This is a genomic window from Microvirga sp. VF16 (assembly GCF_016864375.1).
Lineage (GTDB): Bacteria > Pseudomonadota > Alphaproteobacteria > Rhizobiales > Beijerinckiaceae > Microvirga.
The window spans coordinates 673637-693104 of the sequence record NZ_CP069355.1 but is presented as its reverse complement, the minus strand read 5'-3'; the positions used below and the strand labels follow the sequence as shown (position 1 = coordinate 693104).

The window sequence follows — 19468 nt, the reverse complement described above, 5'->3', positions numbered from 1 at the left end:
TGCGCGGTCCAAAACCAAACTCGATCGCGGCACATGGAAAGAGAAACGACTATGACTGAAAAGCGAACCGTTTGCCCTGTCATCGGGCAATACGATCACGGGCAAGCGCTCGACATACTGGCCGCCAGCCGGCCGGCGGAGACAAAGGCTCTGGCAGAGCGGATTTTGGATGAGTTGGGAGACGTGAGCGTCATCACCAACCGGACCGGCCTTGCGATGCTGCCTTACCAGGACACGGTGAAAGGTACGGCATTTCACCTCGGCGAGGTCCTTGTCGCCGAAGCGCATATCCAGGTGCCGGATCGCGGCGTCGACGGATTTGGAGCGGTTGTCGGTCGTGATCTCGAGCATGCCATGGCCATGGCCGTCATCGATGCGGCAATTGCCGCCGGGCATCGCACCGACACCATCCTTGAGTTTCTCGATACCGAACATGCGCATCAGCGCGATAGCGACCGGGAACGGCTGAGGAAAGTCGAGGCGACCCGCGTGCAGATGGAGACCTTCTGATGACCCTCGCTCTTCCCACAGTCGACGACAGCCGCACCAATGCCGCGTTCGACGAGCTCATGTGGGCGCTCTCCCGTCCCGGCCTTGTGCGAACGCTACCCGCCGGCGGATTGGCAGTCATTGCGGAGAGCCTGCTCGACCGCGAATGCTCTTTCCACATCGCGGACGATGTAGATTTCGAGGCGACTTTGAAGCGCAGCGGCGCCCGGGCGGTCTCGATCGGTGAGGCCGAATATGTGTTCGCAGCGATCGACACCGCAGACAAGGTTGCAGGGTTGGCGCCTTTGTGCATCGGCACACTCGCCCATCCCGATGAGTCTACCACCTTGTTGGCTCCTGCTTGCCTCGGCTTCGGCCAAAGGCTGCGACTGACCGGCCCCGGCATCAAGGACAGTGTAACGATCGCGCTCAACGGCATCGATCCATCCTTCTGGCACATGCGCGAGCAAGCGATCCGCTATCCGCTCGGCTTCGATGTCTATCTCGTCGACGGCGACCGCATCGTCGGCCTTCCCCGTTCTACAAAAATCGAGGTGCTCTGATGGCCTATGTGGCAACGCGTGGCGGCGAACACGCCATCGAGCAGGCAGAGCGCCTGTTCCGCAGCGATCTCGGCACGATCAGTCGGGATCGTGTCGAAGGCATTCGCAACAGCCTTCCCTATCTCGTCGACCGCCTCATGGGCGAGGCCTCGCTCTACGAGCCGGATCTCGCCGCACTCGCACTGGCGCAGGCCGGCGGCGATCTCTACGAAGCGGTGTTGCTCCTGCGCGCCTACCGAACCACGCAGCCGCGCATCGCCATCGCCGAGCCCGTCGCTCAAGCCGATCTCTTTACGGTTCGGCGTATCTCCGCGGCGTTCAAGGACATTCCGGGCGGCCAGATCCTGGGTCCGACGCTGGATTACTCGCATCGCCTCTTGCAGGTCGGTGTGCTGACGGGTCAGGACTATACGCCCGAGCCGGTGGTCGCGGCCGCAAAGCCTGCGCCGGCTACACAACCATCCATAATTGCCTGGCAGAAAGCGCAAGGTTTAGTCCCGGATCATCCAATAAAGGCGGTCGAACCGGAAGAAATACCGGACTTGACCCGTGAGCCGCTACTCTTCCCCGTGCCGCGGGCACACAAGCTCCAAAGCCTGGCGAGGGCAGACACCGGCGGCACGCTGGCGCTCGGCTATGCGACGATGCGCGGTTATGGCGACGTTCACCCAACCGTCAACGAATTGCGACTTGCCGAGGCTCCTGTTCGCTTACGCCATCCGCGCGGCACGATCTTCAGTGCCGGCCGAGTCCGCGTCAGCCAGGTGGAGATCATTTCCAAATCAAAGAACCTGGAACTCGGCTTTTCGGCCACCTTCGGCTGGAACGAGGTGAAAGTGATTGCCGCAGCCACGCTGGACATCACGTCAAGCCAACCCAATCCTGGTGCCGCATCAACGGAGGAATTCATCCTCTATCACACCGAGCCAGTCGAAAGCTCCGGCTTCTGCAACCACTTCAAGCTTCCGCACTATGTGACGTTCCAGTCTGCCCTCGATTCTTATCGGCGGGTCAAGGCTGATCGTAAAGCCGCGCCTTCACAAGCCGAAGATGGAAATCAGCATTCAACCAAGGAACAGGAGGCCGCGCTGTGAAACTTCAGGAACTGACCAGGCCCTGGGCGGCCTTCAACTACGGCTTCCTCGATGAATCGGCCAAGCGTGAACTGCGCCGCCGCATTTTGAAGGCCATCGCCATTCCGGGCTATCAGGTGCCCTATGCCAGCCGCGAGGTTCCGATGGCACGCGGCTGGGGGACCGGCGGATTGCAGGTGACTCTAACCCTCCTGAAGCCGACTGCAGTCATCAAGGTCATCGACCAGGGGGCGGACGATTCCGTCAATGCCTGCAGCATCCGCAAGTTCTTCGGCCGTGTCGGCGGTGCCGTCGAGACGGAAGATACGACGAAGGCAACGATCATCCAGTCGCGCCACCGCATTCCGGAGGAAAAACTCCGTGATGATCAGGTGCTCGTGCTGCAGGTGCCCGATCCCGAACCTTTGCGCACCGTCCAGTCGGATATCTCGGTCGCGCGCGAAATGCATGGCGACGCCGATTACGGTCAGATGTGGCTCGTGCTTTACGAACAACTCGTCAAGGCAGGGCGCATCATGCAATACACAGAATATCCTAGCCTCGTTAACGGCCGCTATGTCATCTCGCCGTCACCGATCCCCCGCTGGGACGTCAAAAAGCTCAACCAGGCGGACCACCTGACCATTCTGTCCGCCGGCCGCGAGAAGCGGCTTTACGCGGTTCCCCCGCACACGAAGGTCGAGCCTCTGGTCTTCGACGACGTGCCCTACCGGGTCGAGGATCACCAGGACAAGACCTGTTACCGCAGCCATGTGACCGGCTTCTTCATGAACGAACTGCCGCAAGAGGACGGTTCCTCGAAATTCGAACTCTCCGACAGCAATTTTGCCGCCAAGCATATTCGCAAGGCGGAAGGCGAGCCGGTGGAGATGGGCGACACCTGGTACAAAAACGGAAGGATGACTGATGAGCGCGCTTAATCTGGACAATCCGGCCGGCATCAAGCGCCAGCCGCCGCGCCTCATGCTGACAAAGCCGATGCTGACCATGCGCGGCATCACCAAGACCTTCGGGAATGTCAAGGCGCTCGGCGGCGTCGACGTCACCGTCTATCCGGGCGAGGTGCTCGGCATCGTCGGCGAATCCGGCTCGGGCAAGTCGACGCTGCTGCGCATGATGAACCTGGAAGACACGCCGGACACCGGCACTTATACTCTGGCGCTGCCCGGGCAGGAAGATCGAGACCTCTTTACGCTCGACCGTTTCCACCGGCGCATGCTGCGTGCCCATCATATCGGCATCGTCTACCAGAACCCGCATCTCGGCCTGCTCATGAACCATACGAGCAGCGGCAATGTTGCCGAGCGCCTGCTGATAGCCGGAAAGCGCAACTTCGCGGAACTGCGCGAACGGGCGCGTCAGTCTCTCGACGCGTCGGAGTTTCCAACTGCCCGGATGGACGCGACGCCGCGCGAACTCTCTGGCGGCATGCAGCAGCGCGTGCAGCTCGCCAAGGCGATCGCACTGGAGCCGGCCGTGCTGCTTCTCGATGAGCCGACGACCGGCCTCGACGTCAGTGTCCAGGCGCTTGTGCTCGACACGCTGAAGCGGCTGCAGCGCGAGCGGGCGATCACCATGGTGCTGGTCTCGCACGATCTCGGCGTTATCCGCACCATGGCCGACCGGGTCATGGTCATGCGGCGTGGCCGAGTGGTCGAACAGGGACTGGCGGACCAGATCTTCCAGGATCCGCAGCACGCCTACACCCAGCAGCTCGTCCACGCCAAGCTTTGAAGGGATCGATATGAACATGCAGGTTTCTATTGCCAAGACGCCGCCACCGGTGCTCAGCGTCGACGGCCTCTCGAAGCAGTTCGAGATGCATCATCTCAAACGCACGCTGTTTGCCTTCGAAGACATCAGCTTCGAACTCAGCGAAGGCGAGTTCATTCTGCTCAAAGGTGAAAACGGCGCCGGCAAGTCGACGCTGCTGCGTACCCTGTACCGCTCCTATCTCCCGCGCGCGGGCCGTGTCGCCTACCACACCAAAGAAGGCATTATCGATCTCGCCTCGGCCGCCGATGTCGATATCGCTATCCTGCGCCGACGCGAGATCGGCTTCGTCACCCAGTTCCTCAATGCCCGGCCCCGGGTCGCGGCCGAAGAACTTGTCGCTGAGCCGCTCAGGCTCGCCGGCACGCCGCATGCAGAGTCCCTGGTCGAGGCACGGCGCTGGCTTTCTGCCTTCGGGGTCAAGAAGCAGCTCTGGGCTGCCTATCCGTCGACCTTCTCCGGCGGCGAGCAGCAGAAGGTCAATCTCGCCCGTGCTCTGATCCTGCCGCAACGCCTTCTGCTTCTCGACGAGCCGACCGCCTCGCTCGATCGCGACGCCCGCAAGGCGCTGGTCGAACGTCTCGGTCAGCTCAAGGCATCCGGTGTCGCCATGATCGGCGTCTTCCACCACCCGGAAGATGTCGAACACCTGATCGACCGGGAAATCCATCTGAAGGCCATCAAGATCGAGGACGGCGCAGACCATGTGGCTCAGTAATTTCGAGATCGTCTTGCCGGATCGTGTGATTGAGCGGGGCGCGATCCGGGTAGACGACGGGCTGATCGCTGACATTCGCGATACCCCGGTCGACAAGGCCGATATCGACGGTCAAGGCCGCCTCTTGCTTCCCGGCTTCGTCGACCTGCACGGCGACATGATCGAAAAGGAGGTCGAACCGCGCACCAACGTACGTATGCCGCTGGAACTCGGTATCTACGACCTCGACAAGAAACTCGCCTCCTGCGGCGTCACCACGGCATTTGCGGCGTTGTCGTTTGAGCCTGTGACTTACGGCCGTGTCCGCTCCGTCGAGCATACGACCGCCATGATCGAGGCGCTCACGGCCATGCGGGATGATCTGCTGATCGATCACCGCGTGCATGCCCGTTTCGAGGTGACGTTGCCGACCGCGCTCACGATCGCTCAGAAACTGATGGCGGGCGGCGCGCTGGGCCTGATTTCCTTGATGGACCACACGCCCGGACAAGGCCAATACCGTGACATCGAAAAGCATGTGGCGCATTTGGCAAGAGAGCGGAAGATCGACGAGGCTTCGGCGGCCGAATTGGTCAGGCAGAGAATGGCCGACGGGCAGGCCGATGCCCTGCATATCGTGACTGGCCTTGCCGAACTGGCCAAGAGCCGCGGCATCGTCATCGCCTCCCATGACGATGACAGCATCGAGAAAGTCGCATTGCTTCACAGCCTAGGTGCGGTGATCAGCGAATTCCCGATCACGATCGAGGCGGCCGCCGAGGCAAAACGCCTTGGTCTTGCGACCGCCATGGGGGCTCCCAACGCGCTTCGTGGATTGTCCTATTCCGGAAACCTGTCGGCGCGCGAAGCCTACGACGCCGGCATGCTCGATATTCTTGCCAGCGACTATCACCCTTCGGCGATATTGCCGGCCGTCATTGCACTTGCGGATCGCGGCAAAGGCGAACTTTCAGCTTCCGTAGCGCTCGCAAGTGCTAATCCCGCGAAGGCGCTGGGTCTCGAAGACCGCGGTCAGATCGCCAAGGGGCTGCGGGCCGATCTCCTCATTGCCGACCGTGGTCGCATGCCGCGCTTGCGCGCGACGCTACGTGGTGGCAGGTTGATCTGGTCGGACGGAACACTGGCGGACCAGGGAAGGTCCGCGGCAAGCCGCAGCCGCCTGAAAGAGGTGGCGATGTGAATAACCTCGAACATTCGAAATCGGGACGTGCCGCCGCAACGATACTCAAAGCGGCGGATGAGCCCCGCTATGCCATCTACTACACGCCGGCGCCGGAACACCCCTTGACGGCGGCGGCAACGACGTGGCTGGGGCGAGATGCTCTCGCGACGGGGACAAGCACCGCCAATGTCGGTGAGCCGGCGCTGATATCGGGACCCCGGCGCTACGGATTCCACGCGACGATCAAGGCGCCGTTCCGACTGAAGGAAGGAACCTCCGTCGAAGCGCTCGAACAGACGCTGCGCGGCTTTGCCGCGAAGATGCCGGCCTGCCTGATCGGTCCCTTACGGATCGATCTGCTCGGTGGCTTCTTCGCGCTGGTTCCGGTCCAGCCCTTTCCGTCACTGCGGGGCGTTGCCGCGCGCGTCGTTGAGGAATTCGATCAATTCCGGGCGCCAATTAGTGAAGACGACTTCAAGCGGCGCATGAGCCGCCAGCTCGACGAAGTTGAGATGACCAACCTCGTCTCCTGGGGCTACCCTTATGTCTTCGACCGGTTTCGCTTCCACATGACCCTGACCAATCGTATCCCGGAAGAAGAGCGCGCGACAATGCGGTCCCGTCTGGAGCAGATCTTCGAGCCGCATCTGTCTGAAGACTATCACATCGACGCCCTGTCCCTGTTCGTGCAGGAACACCGCAACGCCGATTTTGTTGTCCGCTCGCAGTTCGCGCTGAAGACCGGGACCGCTCTCAGGACGGCGGTTTGATGACACGGGAATTGCGTGGCCGTCTTGTCCTTGTCGTCGGTCCGAGCGGGGCGGGCAAGGATACCCTCATCGATTATGCCCGCCATCGGCTTCGGACCGATCCGCGCATTCACTTCGTGCGGCGGATCATCAGCCGTCCGGCAGGGGCCGGCGAGGATCACGAACCCGTCGAACCAAGTGAATTCGAGCGGCTGGCTCACGAAGGCCGATTTGCCCTTCACTGGCGGGCGCACGGCCTGTCCTACGGTATCCCCTCGGAAATCAACGCGTGGCTCGAAAGCGGTGATGTCGTCGTCGCCAACGGCTCGCGGGCCATGCTGCCCGAAGCGCGTCGGCATTACCCGCAACTGCTTGTCGTCAACGTGACCGCGCCTGTGGACATCCTCGCGCACCGCTTGGCCGGGCGGGGACGCGAAGACCCGGAGAGCATCCGGCAGCGTCTTGCCCGCAATGACCAGCAGAGCGTCGAAGGTGACGATGTGCTGCGGATGGACAATTTAGCTTCACCCGAGATTGCCGGCGAGTGCCTTCTCGCTGTGCTCATCGCACAAGCCGGCACGGCCAATTAAGGTATGCCCCATGCTGTAGGCGCGCGCCCTTTCGATCTCTGCCATCTGCGCTATTTCCTGGCCCACGGCCGAGCATGACAGCTTCCGCAAGGCAGGTATCGCGCGTACCGGGAGAAAGGATCGGATGGCTAGCTGTCTGCTGACCGACGAACGGCAACTGCTATTTGGCATCCATTCGGACGGTGACGGGCTCATTCGGCACGATACGCTCGATCCTAAGGAGCTTGAATTGGCGCTTGCCAGGCGCGGGGCCCGCAATCGGGCCTGCTGGAGCTCGCTGCGCTGCGCGGCCTGAGGGTTCCGCTCGCGATGATATGCCGATGATGGTCAACCTTGCCGCCAGGGCAGCACAATCGACCGATCGCGGTTTTCCGATCGTCGCCGTCCTGATGGACACGTTGCGGGGCGGAAATTCATCCTGCCGTCGCCTGGCGCCGATGCATTGATCGCGCCGTTGACACAGGACCAGCTCACCGGACTCGGAGAGCACGAGGGGTTGTGGGGCAGTTAGGCGGCTGCTCGACTCTGATCCCTGTTATTGTCGTTCATCATACCGGGGTACCAGTGCTCGAATGCGGCACGTAGCGAACCATCCAGGGTCCTGATTCGCGTCTGCAGGAGCAGATGAGCCCCGCGTCGGCTCCACTGCATCTGCTGCTTCTTGGCAAAGCGCTTGCTGACGACCGCATTCACCGTTGCCTCGACAAAAGCCGAGGAGATCCGCTCACCAGAGCGGTAGCGCTCGCCATAGTTGATCAGGCTGGCCTCGTAGCTGGCGATGTAGGCTTGGGACTCCCGCATAGCCGTTCTGAACTTGCGCAGGTTGGGATAGCGACTATCGAGGGCTTCGAGATCGAGCAGCAGATTATCAATGACCTCGCTGGCTCGATGGGTGCTGCCCTGCCACAGGAACCACTTGATCCGACGCAGTTCATCGAGAGCCGCCATCCCGGCGTCCTTGTCGTGGTGCACCAAGCCTTAGGCAAACTGGCGCAGGACTGTGATCCGCATGGTGATGTGGAACCACGCGAATCAATTACCTAATGCGCGGATATCAAACCAAAATTTAGCGGTTTGGCCAGAGCTAGTGGCGGGCATTGGGGTATGTTCAAAATGCCCGATCGTGATCATCACGCTGGATCACCTGTTTACTCGGCGAGGCGCTTTGACGCACGACACTGCACTCTATTCTTGTCATCCCACGCATCAAGCTCCTCGACGGGGACAGCATGGCTTTCCCGATTTTCACAAACGATGGACCGATCCTCATCGCGCGCCAGTTTCTGAGCGTTCCCACCGACACGCCGCCGCGGTAGCGTTCCGCCACTTCGTCCGGGGTTAGAAATTTTCTGCCTGTCATACCGCCTCCTTCGATTGCGCAACGGGCCGAAGCCATGTCGCCAGCTTTGCGCCAATAACTGAGCGTGAGGTGGCGGCCTGGGGTTAGTGACACCCAAGATCACTTGTCGGGCCTGCCGCTGTGCGGCGGCTCACACTTCTGCACGAACAAATGAGCCTGTCCGGTGGAAGTCGGTTGCATCGGGCGTAGGGGAAACGGATACGTGAGACGGCACATCGGCGGGTCTACAAGCGCTCGATGTTGCCGAGGATCAAACTTGGAGCGCCTCTACTCTCTTGCTGGATGCGAGAGGATTCGGCTGCCGGGGATGCACCACTCGCTTCATCCCCGAAGGCAATTCGCAATTGCAGGAGCCGGCCCGCATAACCTTGACTCAGGGCAGGCCCAAGCACCTCACAGTGGGAGCATAAGGATCTGTAGGGCAGCCAGTGAGAGAGGAGCCTTCCAGAAGGCGGCGATTAAGCCCATTCGACGGCCGTGCACGTCGAGCCGAGACCGCAGGCGACAGTGTTGCCCGACATTTCCTCATGCTCTCCATCATAGGCCGAGCGGGTGAGTTGTTGGGAAAAACTTGCAAAGTGGCCCGCGATTAGACAACCCCACCGGATCCTTGGGAACTCCTGTCGTAGCCAACACCCGAACTCAGCGTTCGTACCGCAGCGGCTTTATCTATGTCGATAGAACTCAGAGTGTCTTGCGCCCAAGAGGAAGGTTCGCTGAAGCTCTCGATGAGCTGTCGGGCCTTGGCGAGTCCTTGGGCCATGCAATCGCTCTGCTGCACCGCCTCGAGATAAACCACCGGCCGCCGTGTCCGGGTGTCGTGGGCAATCCGATAGACGTGTGTCCAAGCCCTGTTCTGTTTTCCATGCTCGTTCTGCGACCCGCGATGGGCGACGATGTAGATATGCGACCACTCAGATCGGCTGAAGCGTCTCTTCCATTGACAGGAGCCCACGTAACAGACCGCATCGAAAGGTCCGGTCACCAGCGGCAGCTCGGTCATACTGTCCCCTTGCATCACTCCACTCCAAACCTGTGAGCGGACTGACGCAGTGGCTTAGATCCCGTTTGGTTGCCGGTTCGGCCACATCCTTCCTGGCGGAAGCGCCACCTTGCTCGGTCAGCAGGTTGGCGTTGGACGTCAGTCCAACTCTTGATGTTGGCCTTGGTTTAGCGCGCACCTTCGCGGTTTGCAAGCGAGGAACAATGGTATTGTTTTGTCTTAACAACATCAGGCGGACGTTCGGCTGGGTGCGTGTTCAGCGGCAAGACAGCCGCTGAGATTTATTTGGGTTGATTGCTGGTGTGACCGGATTCCGTAAGATCAAGCCGGCGGCAGGCCGGCCTCAATCTGCTTACGCGAGCCTTCCAAGAATGGCGGCAGAGACAGCGTCTCGCCGAGCGTATCCATCGGCTCGTCCGTGGCAAAACCCGGACCGTCGGTGGCGATCTCCGGCATTGTCCACCAAAGACAGCTGTTCCTTCGCACCTAGGCCGCGGCGTGAGATTCCGATGTGGTGATCGACCGTGGATCGGGAGGTCAGTATGGATTTGCTCGTACGCGAGGCGCTAGCGAGCATCACCACCGTATCGGATGTGGTCCGAGCTTTCCAGAATGAAGACCATTGTCGGCATCCGCTCGAAGCCATGGTCCGGCCCACGGGGCGGATTTGTCTGGCCTGCGACTATCGGCGGTCCATCACCCTGGCATGTCGGGAGAACGGGAAGCGAGCACGGTCCAGACTCTACCAATGCTCGAGCGGCACCTGCCGGTTTCAGTTCACCGTCACCACCCGCACATCTCTACATGCCACAAAGCTGCCCTTGCGGACTTGGTTGGCAGACCTATGGCTGATGTTGCAGTCGGACAAGGGTATCTCCTCCATCCGCCTGACGGAAGCACTCGGCGTCAGCCAGCCGACGGCTTGGCGTATGGGCCATGCTCTTCGCCTGATGGCGGGAGAAAGCCCTTGATGGGGTGGTCGAGATCGATAGCTTGTATCTGGGTGGCAAGCCGCGGCGGGACGCCTATCGTCCACTATAAGGCTCGCGAATTTGCGCGTGGCCCGGTTCACACCAACTCGGCGGAAGGCTTCAATGACCGGATCCACCGCACAGTCCCGGGTGTGTTCCACAACATCAGCCCGCATCTCGCGGATCTCTACTTCAACGAGATCGGTTTTCGCTGGGCGCAGTGTGTCGTCACAGGCTAAGCTGTTTGGTAGCGGAACGTTGTTGGGATCAGGTGCGTTGCGCGATTGAGGACTACGCCTGGCGCTTTGACGGCCTGCGACGCCGAACTCCTTACCGCAGGAGGACGTGATGCTGTCCATCCACCCGCAAGCCCGCACCACCCCAGCTGTCCGCATCGAGATCGCGCGCTCGCCTGAGCCCACGGGCGTGTTGGCCAAACGCTTCGGCGTGAGCACTGAGACCATTCGCTAATGGCGCAAGCGCGGGGCTGAGGACCGCTAGGATCGTTCCAGCCGGCCGCACAAGCTGCCCTGGAAAGCCACGGACGAGGAGCGCGCCATCGTCTGCGCCCTTCGGCAGGCCACCGGCTTCCCGCTCGATGATCTCACGTTTGTGGTCAGCCATTTCCTGCCGCATCTCAACCGCGATACCGTCTACCGTATCCTCAAGGCTGAGGGTCTGGGACGATTACCACCGGCGCACCAGCGCAAGCGCGAGAGCGGCACGTTCAGGGACTATGATCTCGGCTTCGTGCATATGGACATCAAGCACCTGCCCAAGCTGCAGACCACCAATGGCGAGTGCCGCAAGCGCTATCTGTCTGTGGCTCTCGACCGCTGCTCGCGTTGGGTGCATCTGGCCGTCTATGATGACGAACTGACAGGCAGCGCGATCGCCTTCCTCAAAGCGGCGATCCGCGCTGCCCCCTTCAAGATCACGCACGTGCTCACCGATCGCGGCTCATGCTTTACCGCCAATGGCTTCGAGGCGGTCTGCCGCAAACTGAAGGTGGAGCACCGCAAGACGAGGCCCTACACGCCGCAAACCAACGGCTTGGCCGAGCGCTTCAACGGGCGGGTGCAGCGTGAGGTGCTGGGCATCACGATCTACAGCCATCGGGATCTGGAGAAGCTGCTCAAAGGCTTCAACCAGGCCTACAACAGGAGACGCCAGCGCGTGCTCAAGGGAGCTTCACCCGAGCAGGTCGTGCAACGGCGCCTGGCCGCGGAGCCCAAACTCGTCAACGCGCGCTTCAAGCCGCCCGATCCCGATGCTCTCCCTCAAGCTCTGCAAGTCGTTGCAGCTGCCAAGGAGGTTTCGCATCCAGACAGCTAGGCGCCACGGCGCACGCGCAAAGGACGTCAAATCACCAAGACACTATGGGCACGGATTCCGCCGGCACTCCAACTTCCGGCGGTATTTCGATCAGCTGTCGGACGGCAAATGCGGCCGGCCAAAGCCGGTGGGATCGACGTCGTCCCTAAAGTGGCGGTGTTCGATTGATAATGCCAGCGTTCAGTAGGAGCAAATCTTGCGCTGGCCCCTAGAAGGCCGCCACACACTCCGATCGCACTCATTCATGAAGTTTACCTGCAACTTACTTTACGTGCTTTCGGTCCTTTGTCTGCCGCTATGCCAGCACGATGACCAGGTTGGAGGCGTCGCCAGAGCGAGCATGGCAGCGTCTCGGATAGCGGCGACAGGCCCTGCCTCCGAGGAATACCATGCGCGTTGCGAGTGCCAGGAATGGTCCGCTCCCCAATGTATCACCGTCGCATTTGTGCCGCAGGTGCGGAGAAATATTCGGGCGCCCCTGCGCCATGGGCCGCCTCAGGTCGTGTTATCCGCTTGGGCAATGAGCACAGCGAGAAGGCATTGGCCAGCACTCTCGGGTGACCCTGAATTGTCGATCTGCAGCACATCGTCACCGTCAATGCTCTGCTGGTCATTGCGGGCAAGACGCTGCCGGATGCTCTCCGGGTCTTCGCGTCCCCGCCCGGCCAGACGGCGCGCGAGGATGTCCAAAGGTGCGGTCACGTTGACGACAAGCAATTGCGGATACCGCCGTCGCGCTTCGGACAGAACAGCCCGCGAGCCGTTGGCGACGACGACATCACCGCGCTCGAGCCAGTCGTTGATGGCCGAGGGGAGTCCGTAGGAAAGACCATGGGCCTGCCAGTGCAGCGCGAAGGCGCCTGCGCGAACCCGGCGCTGGAACGCGTCACAATCGACAGGGTCATGGTCCTCGCCGACCGCGGCCGGCCGGCTGATGACACGGCGCACGAAATGCACGCGCGGATCGGACTGTAGCCGAATGCGGGCGTAGTCGATCAGCGTGTCCTTGCCGGCCCCGCTTGGCCCGGCGACCAGGATCAGTCTGCCCCGTGGCGCCATCATGGGCCGCCTATCGCCGCTGCGACCACCGCGCCGCTGTGGAAGGCGAACTGCGAGCGAATGATGAAATCGGCCTGATCGTGCTCCTGCACGAACAGGGACACGGTATCGATGCGGTAATCCTCGGACAGATACGGTTGGAAGACGGTTTCCACACGCTGTCTGATCCCGGCGCGCTCCGCTGCGGGAATGCGGTCGGTCAGCGTCAGATGAAACCGGAAGCGATCGTGCACATAAGGGTAGCCCCATTGCACGAGATGGGCGGTCTCAGTCTCATCGAGCGGACTTTGCAGCCGCCGTTGCAGTTCCGATGCATTCATCGGCGCCCGGAAGCCATCGAATTCTTCCACGATCTGCGCCGCCAAACCCCGCAAGGCCGGGGTCGGACTGGCGGGAACGAGCGCGAAGAAGCCGCCGAGCAGATCGATCCTCAAAGGCCCGATCGGGCACGGCGGCCGTGACGCCACAAACTGGCCGAGCGCCCGTTCCAGATCCGCGACCGAGGCGCCGCCGCGCAACCGGAAGGGTGCCTTGAGCGTGGCGTGGAAACCATAGCGGCGCGGCTCAGATGTGAGTGCGAGGGCGGCCGTCCCGCTCCCGCTACCGGCACCAGGCGCGAAGGCATCGCGGCCCAGCCATGAACCCGCCGCCACGGTCAGTGGATGGTCCCGAGCCGGTGTGTAGTAAATGGCATAGCGAGAGCTGCAGGGTTCCGACATCAGGCGCACGCCTCCGCCACAGCCGGCACGGGAACCGCTTGAGTGCCGATCTCGAACAGACGGTCGGCGACGGCCTCGCGCACCTCGGCGTCGTGGAAGATGCCGACGATGGCGGTCCCGCGCGCCTTGGCCTCGGTGATCAGCGCGACCACGGTCTGCCGGTTGGCGGCGTCGAGCGAGGCGGTCGGTTCGTCAAGGAGAAGGATGGGATAGTCGACGATGAAGCCGCGGGCGATGTTGACGCGCTGCTGCTCACCGCCCGAGAAGGTGGCGGGCGCGAGCGACCACAGCCGTTCAGGGATGCGCAGGCGCGTGAGCAGGGTTTGGGCGCGCGCCTTGGCTGCCTCGGCCGGCAGGCCGTTGGCGATGGCCGGCTCGGCGACGACGTCGAGAGCGCCGACGCGCGGGATGACGCGCAGGAACTGGCTGACATAGCCAATGGTGCGGCGGCGGATCTCCACCACCTCCCAGGGCTCGGCGGCGAGCAAGTCGACGGTCTCGCCCCGATGCTCGACCAGGATCTGACCGGCATCCGGCTTGTAGTTGGCATAAAGCGAGCGCAGCAGCGTCGACTTGCCGGCGCCGGATGGCCCGTGCAGGCAGACGCATTCGCCGGCTTTGACCGTCAGATCGATAGCCGCGAAGACCGGCAGGACGATGCCGCCCTGGGTGTGGAGCGTGAAGGTCTTGGAAAGGCCAACGGCGTGCAAACGAAGGGTCATGATGATGTCCTTGCCGCCTCAGACCTGCAGAACAGAGGAGACGAGCAGTTGCGTATAGGGGTGATGCGGATCGTCGAGCACCTGGTCGGTCAGGCCGTGCTCGATGACGCGGCCGCGCTGCATCACCATCAGCCGGTCGGCGAGCAGGCGCACGACGGCGAGATCATGGGTGACGATGATGGCGGCGATGCCGAGCTCGCGCACGAGGCCGCGCAGCAGGTCGAGCAGGCGCGCCTGGACCGAGACGTCGAGGCCGCCGGTCGGTTCGTCCATGAACACCAGCCGCGGTCGGGTGACGAGGTTGCGGGCGATCTGCAGGCGCTGCTGCATGCCGCCAGAGAAGGTGCGCGGCTGGTCGTCGGTGCGGGCAAGGTCGATCTCGACCTTGTGCAGCCAGTCCTGCGCCTCGGCCCGGATCTGGCCGTAATGGCGGGCGCCGATCGCCATCGGCCGCTCGCCGATGTTGCCACCGGCACTCACATCCATGCGCAGTCCGTCGCGCGGGTTCTGGTGGACGATGCCCCAGTCGGTGCGCGCCAGCCGCCGCCGCTCGGGCTCGGACAGTGTCAGGATGTCGACCGGGCCGCGGCCCTGCATGTCATAGGTGATCGTGCCGGCCTCCGGCGTCAGCCGGCCGGACAGGCAGGCGAGCAAGGTCGACTTGCCGGAGCCGCTTTCGCCGACAATGCCGAGCACCTCGCCGGGTCGGATCGTGAAGGAAATGTCGCGGCAGCCAATCTGGCCGCCATAGGACTTGGACAGGCCAGCGACGTCGAGCAAGGGAGGCTTCAAAGCCGATTTGCGTACCGGATTGAAAGTCATTTTTGCTCTCCTGCCGTTTCATTGCTTGCCTTGGAAGCAGCGGCGGCCTCGATCTGGCGTGTGTTGCAGAAATCGGTGTCGGAGCAGACGAATAGGCGCGACCCCTTGTCGTCGGTGATCACCTCGTCGAGATAGCTGGTCGTTGAGCCGCAGAGCGCGCAGCAGCCCTGCCAGGTCTGCCCCTCGAAGGGATGGTCGTCGAAATCGAGGCTGCGGACGGTGGTATAGGGGGGCACGGCATAGATGCGTTTCTCGCGGCCGGCGCCGAACAGCTGGATCGCCGGATTGTTCTCCATCTTCGGATTGTCGAACTTCGGGATCGGCGAGGGCGACATCAGATGCCGGCCGTTGACGATGGCCGGATAGTCGTAGGTCTTGGCGATGCGGCCGAACCGGGCGACGTCCTCGTACAGCGTCACCTGCATGGCGCCGTATTCCGCATAGGCATGCATCTTGCGGGTCTCGGTCTCGCGCGGATCGATCTTCTTCAAGGGCTCCGGCTGCGGCACCTGATAGACGAGCACCTGGCCCTCCGTCAGCGGCGCCTCGGGAATGCGGTGGCGGGTCTGGATGATGGTCGCGTCCGCGGTGGCTTCGGTGACGGCGACGGTGGCCACCGTCTGGAAGAAACGGCGGATGGAGACGGCATTGGTGGTGTCGTCGGCGCCCTGGTCAATCACCTTCAGGACATCGTCAGGTCCGATGACGCTCGCCGTCACCTGGATGCCGCCGGTGCCCCAGCCATAGGCAAGCGGCATCTCGCGGCCGCCGAAGGGCACCTGGTAGCCGGGAATGGACAGGGCCTTCAGCAGCGCGCGGCGGATCATCCGCTTCGTCTGCTCGTCCAGATAGGCGAAGTTGTAGCCGTCGTCGTGCGGCTGTGATGATGTCGCGCTCATTCCGCGGCCTCCTTCATCTGGGCTGTCGCGCGGGCGGCCCCGTGTTCGGCCCGCAATTGCCGGACGAGCGCCAGCTCGGCCTGGAAGTCGACGTAATGCGGCAGCTTGAAATGCGAGACCATGCCGCTCGCCTCGACGTTATCCGTGTGGGAGAGCACGAATTCCTCGTCCTGTGCCGGGTAGCGCACGTCCTCGCCGAGGTCGCGGGCGCGCATCGCCCGGTCGACCAGCGACATGGCCATGGCCTTGCGCTCGTTATGGCCGAAGGTGAGGCCGTAACCGCGGGTGAACTGCGGCGGTTTGGCGGCCGTGCCGTGGAACTGGTTGATCATCTGGCACTCGGTGACGGTGACCTCGGCGACCGCGATCGGAAAACCGAGCTCCTCGGGGACGATCTCGACCACCACTTCGCCCAACCTCAGTTCACCAACGAAGGGATGAGCGCCGCCGTAACCACGGACCGTCGAATAGGCGAGTCCGAGCAGAAAACCCTCGTCGCCGCGGGCGAGATTCTGCAGGCGCTGGTCGCGACCGGCCGGAAAGCTCATCGGCTCGCGGGTCAGATCGAAGATCTCGCCCTGGCCCTCGTCGCTTTCCTCCTCGATCAGGCCCTCGCTGTCGAGCAGGTCGACCACCCGCGGGACTTCCTCCTCAAGGGGAGCAGCAGTGCGTTCCGCCTGCGGTCGTTCCAGACCTTCGGCTGCCAAGGCAAAGTCGAGCAGCCGGTGGGTATAGTCGTAGGTGGGTCCGAGCACCTGACCGCCTGGAATGTCCTTGAACGTCGCCGAGATGCGCCGGCGGATCGCCATCCTCAATGTATCGATCGGTTCGGACACGGCAATGCGGGGCAGCGTGGTGCGGTAGGCGCGCAGCAGGAAGATCGCCTCGATCACGTCCCCTTGCGCCTGCTTGAGGGCGAGCGCCGCAAGCTCGCGGTCATAGACCGATCCTTCCGCCATCACCCGATCGACGGCAAGGCCGAACTGCTCGCTGATCTGAGCGAGCGCCAGTTCGGCTAAGACCGGATCGCCGCGCCGCGTTTCCGAGATCAGCCTGTGGGTGTTGAGGATGGCCTGTTCGCCACCCTTGACGGCAACATAAGCCATTTATGCCTCCACTGTTATCGTGCGCGGCAGGCCCACCAGGGTATTGCCGTTCGTGAAGATGACGTCGATTCCGCGCGGATAGACCTCCCGGTTCAAGTTCCAGTCGGACCAGAACCAGGAGGGCAACCCGTCGATGCCGACGCTCGCGCTCGTCTTGATGCCGGGGCCAGTCCAGGTGGTCGTAGGTCCCTCGGTGAGCGACGGAACCTGGATGATCAGCGTCGTCGAGCGATCAGGATATTCCACGTCGCCCGGATGAAACTCGAAGAGGCGCGGCATGGTCATCGTGTCGGTGATCAGAGCGAAGCGCGCCGTCATCGGATCGTCTGTGACGGGCAGGCCGCAGTGAAAGCGCAGCCATTTGGCCACCTCGCCGGATGCCGTCTGTCGGTCGAGCCAGGCCGGCGTCTCGAAATCCATCAACGTCAGGCAGAGTGCCGCGGTTGCCGATGATAAGGGCCGCGGCGGCATCAAAGCGCGATCGACCTGCACGACGCGGCCGGGATAAGCGGTTGCGAGTAAGCTCGCGCGAAACACCGCCTGCGCGTCAAAGACCGGATCGGCAAAGCCGGGCTGCAGCGAAGCGCCGGCGGGGGGAACGGTACGCACGTTTGATGCTGAAGACTGTATCGTCATGCCGGGTTCTCCCCGCGAACCATGGTGAAGAACTCGACCTTGGTGGCTGCGGCCTTGCGGCTCTTCTCAAGACGCCGTGCTTCGGCTTTTTCCCGAAGCGGCTCGATCACCTTCGCCAAAATCTCGTCATGGCGGTCCGGCCGCTGCAGCAGCGCATCGACGATGGCGGCCAGTTCGGCCTGGCGCTTGTCGCGGCCCTGGATGTAACCGTGCCCGACGGTTCCGTCTTCAAGCCGCACCGAAGCGCGGGTTACCGTCATCTCGCCGAGATTGAAGACATTGCCCGCCCCCCCGGCGCGGCCCCGAACCATCACCAAGCCGACATGCGGAGTCCGAAGCCATTCAAAGGTCACGCCGCTCACCACGTCGGCCCCCACAGCCTCGAGCTCACTGCCGATACTGCGCGACAGGATGCTGAGCCAGTCGGATCGCTGTGCGATGGCAGCCTGCTCGGCTTCCATCCTCATGTTCGAGTTCATCATTTCTTGTTCCTTTTTTCGCTCGCGCACCCGTTAGAGATACTGTCGACCGGCGACCCAGATGTTGCGGATCACCGGCACGCCGTCGACGAGGCGCACACGGATCAGGTCGGCGCGCAGGCCGGGAGCGATGCGGCCGCGATCGGCAAAGCCGAGCAGGTCGGCGGGGTTCTTCGTCACCATGGCGACCGATTCCGGGAGATCGAAGCCTTTTCCCGCTAGCGCGAATGCGGCATGCAGCAGGCTTCCCGGCACGTAGTCGGAAGTCAGCACGTCGAGGAGACCACGGTCGGCGAGCTCCATCGCACTGACATTGCCAGAATGCGAACCGCCGAGGATGATGTTCGGCGAGCCCATGACGATCTTCATGCCGAGTTCGCGGGCGCGGCTCGCCGCCTCGACTGTCGTCGGAAACTCGCTGATCGTGATGCCGTCGGCATGCGATTGATCGACGTCTGTGGCAGTTGTGTCGTCGTGGCTGGCGATGCGGATATTGCGCTCGCGGCAGAGGCGTCCGATGATTGCACGGCTCGGCGGGACATACTGCTGCTGATGCTCGCGGCGTTCGGCGACGTAGAGCGCGAACTCGTCTTCCGTCCACACCCGGGCGTTCTTCTTGCGGCGAAACTCGCGATAGAGCGTCAGATTGTGCCACTGCCGCTGGCCTGGCGTGTGGTCCATCATGCTGATGAGTCTGAGCCCGGGATTGTCGATATGCCTTTCGACAATCGGGAACAGGGCCGCATCGGAAAGTTCGCAACGGAAGTGGAAATAGTGGTCGGTCTTTAGAAGAACGGCTTCGCGCGCCTGCGTCAGTCCGTCGATGGCCTCGTTCAGCATGACCAGACGAGCGCCGCCGCTGTCGTAGTCGCCGAGCGCGAGCGCATCGAGCACGGTCGTGATGCCGCTGCCGAGCAACTGCCAATCGTGGGCAAGCACTGCAGCAAGGGAAGAAGGCCACTGCACGCCCGGCCGCGGTTGCATGAAGTGTTCGACATTGTCGGTATGCAGATCGATCAGGCCGGGCAGCAGGAAGTCGCCCTCAAAGTCGATAGCTTCCGCTTTCGGTGTCCCACCTTGTTCAAAAGAATCGATGAGGCCATCGCAGATTGCGAGGCCCGCCTCTGCGACATGATTTTCGCACACGATGCGCGCGTTGGAGATTTGTAAGCACATTGGATATCTTCTTCGATTTACTTCAGGTGCAGTTCAAGCGCTT

General features: G+C 62.5%; 20 protein-coding genes, 5 pseudogenes and 1 riboswitch. Of the genes and pseudogenes, 12 read left to right on the top strand and 13 right to left on the bottom strand.

The genetic code is table 11. The features are described 5' to 3' along the window. Positions 1-51 precede the first annotated feature (51 nt). From JO965_RS28775 to JO965_RS28730, 10 genes are all read left to right on the top strand, one after another. A complete protein-coding gene (locus tag JO965_RS28775) occupies positions 52-510 on the top strand; it encodes a phosphonate C-P lyase system protein PhnG (protein ID WP_203445456.1) in 459 nt (152 codons plus the stop codon). Further along, positions 510-1052: a phosphonate C-P lyase system protein PhnH gene (phnH, locus tag JO965_RS28770; protein ID WP_203445455.1), complete on the top strand. Its 543-nt coding sequence runs from the start codon at positions 510-512 to the stop codon at positions 1050-1052. The genes JO965_RS28775 and phnH (JO965_RS28770) overlap by 1 nt, the downstream gene beginning before the upstream one ends. Next, positions 1052-2146, top strand: a complete 1095-nt coding sequence (locus JO965_RS28765; RefSeq protein ID WP_203445454.1) for a carbon-phosphorus lyase complex subunit PhnI — start codon at positions 1052-1054, stop codon at positions 2144-2146. Before phnH (JO965_RS28770) ends, JO965_RS28765 begins: the two co-directional genes overlap by 1 nt. After that, entirely contained in the window at positions 2143-3066 is a 924-nt protein-coding gene (locus JO965_RS28760; RefSeq protein ID WP_203445453.1) for an alpha-D-ribose 1-methylphosphonate 5-phosphate C-P-lyase PhnJ, read from the top strand. Before JO965_RS28765 ends, JO965_RS28760 begins: the two co-directional genes overlap by 4 nt. Continuing rightward, positions 3053-3880 carry an ATP-binding cassette domain-containing protein gene (locus tag JO965_RS28755; RefSeq protein ID WP_203445452.1) on the top strand — a complete coding sequence of 276 codons (828 nt, stop codon included), beginning with the start codon at positions 3053-3055 and terminating at the stop codon, positions 3878-3880. Before JO965_RS28760 ends, JO965_RS28755 begins: the two co-directional genes overlap by 14 nt. A 10-nt stretch (positions 3881-3890) precedes the next feature. Continuing rightward, positions 3891-4637, top strand: coding sequence for a phosphonate C-P lyase system protein PhnL (locus JO965_RS28750; RefSeq protein ID WP_203445451.1), 747 nt, complete (start codon positions 3891-3893; stop codon positions 4635-4637). Then, positions 4624-5817 (top strand): alpha-D-ribose 1-methylphosphonate 5-triphosphate diphosphatase, encoded by a 1194-nt coding sequence (locus JO965_RS28745; RefSeq protein WP_203445450.1) that lies wholly within the window; start codon positions 4624-4626, stop codon positions 5815-5817. Before JO965_RS28750 ends, JO965_RS28745 begins: the two co-directional genes overlap by 14 nt. Next, entirely contained in the window at positions 5814-6569 is a 756-nt protein-coding gene (locus tag JO965_RS28740; protein ID WP_246777045.1) for a DUF1045 domain-containing protein, read from the top strand. The genes JO965_RS28745 and JO965_RS28740 overlap by 4 nt, the downstream gene beginning before the upstream one ends. Then, positions 6569-7138 carry a phosphonate metabolism protein/1,5-bisphosphokinase (PRPP-forming) PhnN gene (gene phnN / locus JO965_RS28735; protein ID WP_203445449.1) on the top strand — a complete coding sequence of 190 codons (570 nt, stop codon included), beginning with the start codon at positions 6569-6571 and terminating at the stop codon, positions 7136-7138. The genes JO965_RS28740 and phnN (JO965_RS28735) overlap by 1 nt, the downstream gene beginning before the upstream one ends. Before the next feature lie 124 nt (positions 7139-7262). Beyond that, positions 7263-7433, top strand: coding sequence for a hypothetical protein (locus JO965_RS28730; protein ID WP_203445448.1), 171 nt, complete (start codon positions 7263-7265; stop codon positions 7431-7433). Positions 7434-7645: 212 nt separating this feature from the next. Here JO965_RS28730 and JO965_RS28725 read toward each other — a convergent pair. The 4 genes and pseudogenes from JO965_RS28725 to JO965_RS28710 all read right to left on the bottom strand — a co-directional run. Next, positions 7646-8164: pseudogene (locus JO965_RS28725) on the bottom strand (ISKra4 family transposase); the annotation flags it as partial. Positions 8165-8286: 122 nt separating this feature from the next. After that, positions 8287-8498 (bottom strand): annotated as a pseudogene (locus tag JO965_RS28720) (helix-turn-helix transcriptional regulator). A 589-nt stretch (positions 8499-9087) separates the two neighbouring features. Continuing rightward, positions 9088-9516 (bottom strand): hypothetical protein, encoded by a 429-nt coding sequence (locus JO965_RS28715; RefSeq protein ID WP_203445446.1) that lies wholly within the window; start codon positions 9514-9516, stop codon positions 9088-9090. 40 nt (positions 9517-9556) lie between these two features. Next, positions 9557-9663: riboswitch (SAM-I-IV-variant riboswitch) on the bottom strand. A gap of 159 nt (positions 9664-9822) precedes the next feature. Further along, a pseudogene (locus JO965_RS28710) lies at positions 9823-9951 on the bottom strand (ring-cleaving dioxygenase); the annotation flags it as partial. 92 nt (positions 9952-10043) lie between these two features. Between JO965_RS28710 and JO965_RS48235 the strand changes: the two are divergent. Together JO965_RS48235 and JO965_RS28695 are read left to right on the top strand one after the other, a co-directional pair. Further along, positions 10044-10708 (top strand): annotated as a pseudogene (locus JO965_RS48235) (transposase); the annotation flags it as partial. Between the two features lie 112 nt (positions 10709-10820). Next, positions 10821-11807, top strand: a pseudogene (locus JO965_RS28695) (IS481 family transposase). Positions 11808-12302: 495 nt separating this feature from the next. Here the strand turns inward: JO965_RS28695 and phnN (JO965_RS28690) are convergent. The 9 genes from phnN (JO965_RS28690) to phnM are packed head-to-tail and all read right to left on the bottom strand — an operon-like array spanning position 12303 to position 19425. Next, positions 12303-12869, bottom strand: coding sequence for a phosphonate metabolism protein/1,5-bisphosphokinase (PRPP-forming) PhnN (gene phnN / locus JO965_RS28690; RefSeq protein ID WP_203445443.1), 567 nt, complete (start codon positions 12867-12869; stop codon positions 12303-12305). Further along, positions 12866-13585: a DUF1045 domain-containing protein gene (locus JO965_RS28685; protein ID WP_203445442.1), complete on the bottom strand. Its 720-nt coding sequence runs from the start codon at positions 13583-13585 to the stop codon at positions 12866-12868. Before JO965_RS28685 ends, phnN (JO965_RS28690) begins: the two co-directional genes overlap by 4 nt. After that, positions 13585-14307 (bottom strand): phosphonate C-P lyase system protein PhnL, encoded by a 723-nt coding sequence (gene phnL / locus JO965_RS28680; protein WP_203445441.1) that lies wholly within the window; start codon positions 14305-14307, stop codon positions 13585-13587. The genes JO965_RS28685 and phnL overlap by 1 nt, the downstream gene beginning before the upstream one ends. A gap of 18 nt (positions 14308-14325) precedes the next feature. After that, entirely contained in the window at positions 14326-15129 is an 804-nt protein-coding gene (gene phnK / locus JO965_RS28675; RefSeq protein ID WP_203445440.1) for a phosphonate C-P lyase system protein PhnK, read from the bottom strand. Beyond that, positions 15126-16028, bottom strand: a complete 903-nt coding sequence (locus tag JO965_RS28670; RefSeq protein WP_203445439.1) for an alpha-D-ribose 1-methylphosphonate 5-phosphate C-P-lyase PhnJ — start codon at positions 16026-16028, stop codon at positions 15126-15128. Before JO965_RS28670 ends, phnK begins: the two co-directional genes overlap by 4 nt. Then, positions 16025-17134, bottom strand: a complete 1110-nt coding sequence (locus JO965_RS28665) for a carbon-phosphorus lyase complex subunit PhnI (protein WP_203445438.1) — start codon at positions 17132-17134, stop codon at positions 16025-16027. Before JO965_RS28665 ends, JO965_RS28670 begins: the two co-directional genes overlap by 4 nt. Beyond that, the gene (gene phnH / locus JO965_RS28660) at positions 17135-17770 is read right to left on the bottom strand and encodes a phosphonate C-P lyase system protein PhnH (RefSeq protein ID WP_203445437.1); all 636 of its coding nucleotides are present in this window, start codon (positions 17768-17770) and stop codon (positions 17135-17137) included. It lies immediately after the preceding gene. Then, a complete protein-coding gene (phnG, locus tag JO965_RS28655) occupies positions 17767-18231 on the bottom strand; it encodes a phosphonate C-P lyase system protein PhnG (protein WP_203445532.1) in 465 nt (154 codons plus the stop codon). The genes phnH (JO965_RS28660) and phnG overlap by 4 nt, the downstream gene beginning before the upstream one ends. Positions 18232-18282: 51 nt before the next feature. Beyond that, on the bottom strand, positions 18283-19425 hold the full coding sequence (gene phnM, locus JO965_RS28650; RefSeq protein ID WP_203445436.1) for a phosphonate metabolism protein PhnM: 1143 nt from the start codon (positions 19423-19425) through the stop codon (positions 18283-18285). Positions 19426-19468 lie beyond the last annotated feature (43 nt).

Bases quoted from the DNA above. Each gene is read 5' to 3' on its own strand.
- JO965_RS28775 (WP_203445456.1), top strand. From the start codon at position 52: ATGACTGAAAAGCGAACCGTTTGCCCTGTCATCGGGCAATACGATCAC.
- phnH (WP_203445455.1), top strand. From the start codon at position 510: ATGACCCTCGCTCTTCCCACAGTCGACGACAGCCGCACCAATGCCGCG.
- JO965_RS28765 (WP_203445454.1), top strand. From the start codon at position 1,052: ATGGCCTATGTGGCAACGCGTGGCGGCGAACACGCCATCGAGCAGGCA.
- JO965_RS28755 (WP_203445452.1), top strand. From the start codon at position 3,053: ATGAGCGCGCTTAATCTGGACAATCCGGCCGGCATCAAGCGCCAGCCG.
- JO965_RS28750 (WP_203445451.1), top strand. From the start codon at position 3,891: ATGAACATGCAGGTTTCTATTGCCAAGACGCCGCCACCGGTGCTCAGC.
- JO965_RS28745 (WP_203445450.1), top strand. From the start codon at position 4,624: ATGTGGCTCAGTAATTTCGAGATCGTCTTGCCGGATCGTGTGATTGAG.
- phnN (WP_203445449.1), top strand. From the start codon at position 6,569: ATGACACGGGAATTGCGTGGCCGTCTTGTCCTTGTCGTCGGTCCGAGC.
- JO965_RS28730 (WP_203445448.1), top strand. From the start codon at position 7,263: ATGGCTAGCTGTCTGCTGACCGACGAACGGCAACTGCTATTTGGCATC.
- JO965_RS28715 (WP_203445446.1), bottom strand. From the start codon at position 9,516: ATGCAAGGGGACAGTATGACCGAGCTGCCGCTGGTGACCGGACCTTTC.
- phnN (WP_203445443.1), bottom strand. From the start codon at position 12,869: ATGATGGCGCCACGGGGCAGACTGATCCTGGTCGCCGGGCCAAGCGGG.
- JO965_RS28685 (WP_203445442.1), bottom strand. From the start codon at position 13,585: ATGTCGGAACCCTGCAGCTCTCGCTATGCCATTTACTACACACCGGCT.
- phnL (WP_203445441.1), bottom strand. From the start codon at position 14,307: ATGACCCTTCGTTTGCACGCCGTTGGCCTTTCCAAGACCTTCACGCTC.
- phnK (WP_203445440.1), bottom strand. From the start codon at position 15,129: ATGACTTTCAATCCGGTACGCAAATCGGCTTTGAAGCCTCCCTTGCTC.
- JO965_RS28670 (WP_203445439.1), bottom strand. From the start codon at position 16,028: ATGAGCGCGACATCATCACAGCCGCACGACGACGGCTACAACTTCGCC.
- JO965_RS28665 (WP_203445438.1), bottom strand. From the start codon at position 17,134: ATGGCTTATGTTGCCGTCAAGGGTGGCGAACAGGCCATCCTCAACACC.
- phnH (WP_203445437.1), bottom strand. From the start codon at position 17,770: ATGACGATACAGTCTTCAGCATCAAACGTGCGTACCGTTCCCCCCGCC.
- phnG (WP_203445532.1), bottom strand. From the start codon at position 18,231: ATGGAAGCCGAGCAGGCTGCCATCGCACAGCGATCCGACTGGCTCAGC.
- phnM (WP_203445436.1), bottom strand. From the start codon at position 19,425: ATGTGCTTACAAATCTCCAACGCGCGCATCGTGTGCGAAAATCATGTC.